Genomic DNA, 3,710 nt, shown 5'->3' with positions numbered 1-3,710 from the left:
ACCCAAAGTAATTGTATTGTTAAACCATCTGGTATCGATTCCTAATTCGTACGAACGAGTACGTTCAGCTTTCAAATCACTCAAAGGATAGTATTCGAAAGGAGATACAGTACCATTTTCTAGTTTATGAGTAATCGTTCCTGTGTCAGACCTGTAAATGGAATCGGAGAACCTACTTCTGTAAATGAGCCTCTAACTTTGAAATAACCTAATACAGGATTGATACTTTCACGAATATTATCAGGCAAAAAGCTCGGTAACAATAGCAGAAAGACCTACTGGATGGATAGAAAATCCATTGCTCTTTACTATTAACCAATTGGTGATGGTTTATCTGCACGCCCAGTTAATGTTAAATACAAGGCTGAATTCCATGCAAGTTCTGGGGGATGCGAAAGTTGCAAAGTTTTGGTACGAGAATCACCTCCTGTTTCAAAAGGACTGGCTACAGATGGATTTACATTTCCATAAGTGAATTTGTTGGGTACCAATAATAAGTCTCCACCATATCCATGTCCTTTGGTATCATATTCTTCGAAAGATACACCCGCATTCATTGTAGCATGATAAACTTGGGCAAACTGTTTGTCAAAGTTTATCATGATATCTGCATATTTCTGTTTGTAAAATTCATTTGAGTATTTATAACGGCCATTTTCTCCGGCAAAAGTACTGGTAGTAGATGCATAGCGTCTGTCTTCTGATTCGAATATGTATTATCCATACGGAGACGACCTGCAACATTCAAAAACTTGTTATATCATATTTCAAGCTCGAATACAACATGTAGCGGTCTTTAACTTCAGGACGCAAGCATGGTAGGCAATCCAATATGGATTCTGTACATCCATACCCATACTACCGGGTTGCCAACTCTGTGCATTATATCCCAATTCATTATCATAGCGTTCGAAATACTTTTCACTTTCAAAGTTCATACTCGCGGATATAGATAAGTTCTTACGATAGGGTTAAAGTATGTACCAAAAGATACCATGTTATTGTAGTATTCGCGAACATAGCTAGCAGATACATCTAATGTTAACTTATCATTCAGGAATCTTGCAGTATTGCGGACTGTTACATTATAACGGTGATATTTACTATTTTCAACCATACCATTAGAGTCCACTGCGGAAGCAGAAGTATATGTCTGATTTTTTCTCTGTTCCCATTGAAAGGTTGAACGAATTATTGAAAGTAGCTCCTGTATTATAGAAGTCTCTAGGCTCCCAGGAATGTCGGATTCTCCATTTTTCTCCCCAAGAAAAGTAATTACCCGAAACATTTCCATAAGTGTTCTGAAATTCCGGCATTACGAATGGATTGGCAAATTCTACTGAAGAGGATACATTCAAACGCACCACGCCTTGTGCACCTTTCTTTGTATTGATAATGATAACACCATTAGCTGCGTTTGCACCATACAACGCAGCAGCTGATGGCCCGGTCAATACAGATAAGCTTTCAATATCATCTGGATTGAAATTAGCTATGTCTTCACCGGAGGCTGCTCCTACAAAGCCTGTACCGCCCCCCGAACGATCAGCTTCATTTCCCGATAGGTACACCATCCACTACATATATGTCATTGTTCCCGACCTGCAATGGATTTATTACCGCGCATCACAACGCGAGTACCACCACCCACACCGGATGCACTACGCTGGATGCTTTCTACACCAGCAACTTTTCCATTCAAACTATTCATAAAAGAAAGTTTCGTAAGCTCTGAACCAGTATAAAGGATCTGCGTTTTCTACTTGGGCAAGAAGCGAATTGCGGTATTGTCGCCTTCGGCCTTGCCTAAGGTATTACCGGGAGCAATACACCCGTATCCACTAACCTTGTTGTATGTACCCTTAGTGTAATATTTGTTCATTCGGGGATCGTTATAACCTGTTAAGTAAGACCAAGCTGTGGCACCCATGTGGTTTTCTTTGTAATTCATTGTTGCGATTAAAGAGTTTAATAATGGGAATTACTTGTATTACCAATTCTTTGTTTCCATCTGTTTTACTTTCAATCACGCCTCCATTCCTCGGATTCAACGCTTTCTGAATATATTCTACAGCTAAATCTTTGTTGACAAAGTGAAAGTACGAACTGCCATTCTCAACATTAATGAGTTGGCCAATTTAGTCCATTTTAATTGATTCCGTCATAAATCAAATCGTACTTCGGCATAATCTTAGTCGATTTGTTCAGAATATCAGCACAAGTAGCAAATCTTTCAACATAGCTTTATATACGTCTTCCTGCTTATCCAACATTGGAGCGATGTCACCATTTCCTGCGTTAGAATATACAATAGGCCAAACAGTCGGTAGCTCTTAACCAACCAGCAACTCTTACGACATTCAATACTGCCACAATTTCTGTTTCTCTGGTTCTTCGCTATTTCCAATCTTTTGATATATTTGCACCTAAGGCTGATATACTTTCATATAAAGTTGTTCGTATGCATAACTCATTCGATTGTCAGCAAAATCCATGTAGCTTCGTACTTAGTTTCCAGTTATTATTCATGCCAAAAAGCCGATATATTGGGCTGATGACATCACATCTGTAACTGCCAGATCATTACCCGGATCAGTTGTTTACTTGGCGAACCGATGGGAATAACACGTTGCTGCATTTCCATCAACTGAGTTCCGTAGATTAATCCACCTGCTTCCAGTTCTTCGTCTGTTACACCAGTAGTACTTTATTGATATCTATATAATCCTCGCAAGCTGTTAATAAGCCTAGCGAAAAGACCACTAATAAGTATTTCTTAAATTTCATAATTTCAATTATTAATAAATAATTAGAATCCAAATTTCAAACTAAAACCATACGTACGACTGCTAGGCAGCATAAAATAGTCATAGCCTTGACCAAATGTACCTGTAGATGCTGTTAATTCAGGATCATAAGGAGCCTTATTATAGATCATCCATAAGCAAGTACCATACACGGAAATATTTACGTTCTTCACTACATCACCGAACCACTTGTTAGGTAGGGTATAACCGATACTAGCTTCTGTAGACGAACGTTTGTTGCAGAATATACATAATATGAGTCTAAGTCATAAATAGTCCCATAATAATCTTCCGGTTGCATCTTTATATTACCTAGCATTACATAACCTGCGTCGCGAGCATTAGCTGATGCTTTAGATACACCAAAACGGTCTAAGGTGGCTTGGGTCTTTGAGATTACGTTACCACCGATTCTGCAGTAAACATGACATTAGCATTAATACCCTTATAGTTGAATCCATGTCTCCAGCCTAAGTTCCATTTAGATTGACTGACCCGATCTTAAACGGTGTAGTCTTTCTGTAGCCAAGGTCTGTCCCGGATTGTAGAGAACATATCCTTCTTCATTCCTTTCAACTCGGCGGTCGGCATATAACGCACCCACTTCACCTCCTCTTCACGGAGACGGAAGCGTCCCAGTTGAATATCACTTAAATCCAGCAATTCGCCATTAACAGGGTTCTTTACATTAGAAGCTAACTTCTTAATTTTTTTTCTGTTGGCAGTAGCTGTGAAAGTAGTATTATAATTAAATTCACCGAATGTCTGATCATAGCCTAATGTCATCTCAATACCTCTATTCTGTACATTACCAGCTTGAACATACATATATTTATATCCACTGCTTCCTGGCATATCAGCTTTCAATAACTGATTGTAAGTATTAGAATGATATACTGTCAC

Annotated in this window: 1 protein-coding gene and 2 pseudogenes; all 3 read right to left on the bottom strand. The window is 38.7% G+C overall.

Annotated elements, in window-relative coordinates:
* Window positions 1-1,729, bottom strand: a pseudogene (locus NXX38_RS26560) (TonB-dependent receptor plug domain-containing protein); the annotation flags it as partial.
* Between the two features lie 30 nt (window positions 1,730-1,759).
* Entirely contained in the window at window positions 1,760-1,930 is a 171-nt protein-coding gene (locus NXX38_RS26555) for a SusD/RagB family nutrient-binding outer membrane lipoprotein (protein ID WP_309600949.1), read from the bottom strand.
* An 879-nt stretch (window positions 1,931-2,809) separates the two neighbouring features.
* Window positions 2,810-3,710: pseudogene (locus NXX38_RS26545) on the bottom strand (SusC/RagA family protein); the annotation flags it as partial.

The sequence above is a fragment of the Bacteroides sp. BFG-637 genome (assembly GCF_024793605.1).
GTDB classification, from domain to species: domain Bacteria; phylum Bacteroidota; class Bacteroidia; order Bacteroidales; family Bacteroidaceae; genus Bacteroides; species Bacteroides vicugnae.
This window is presented reverse-complemented; position numbering and strand designations above follow the sequence as displayed.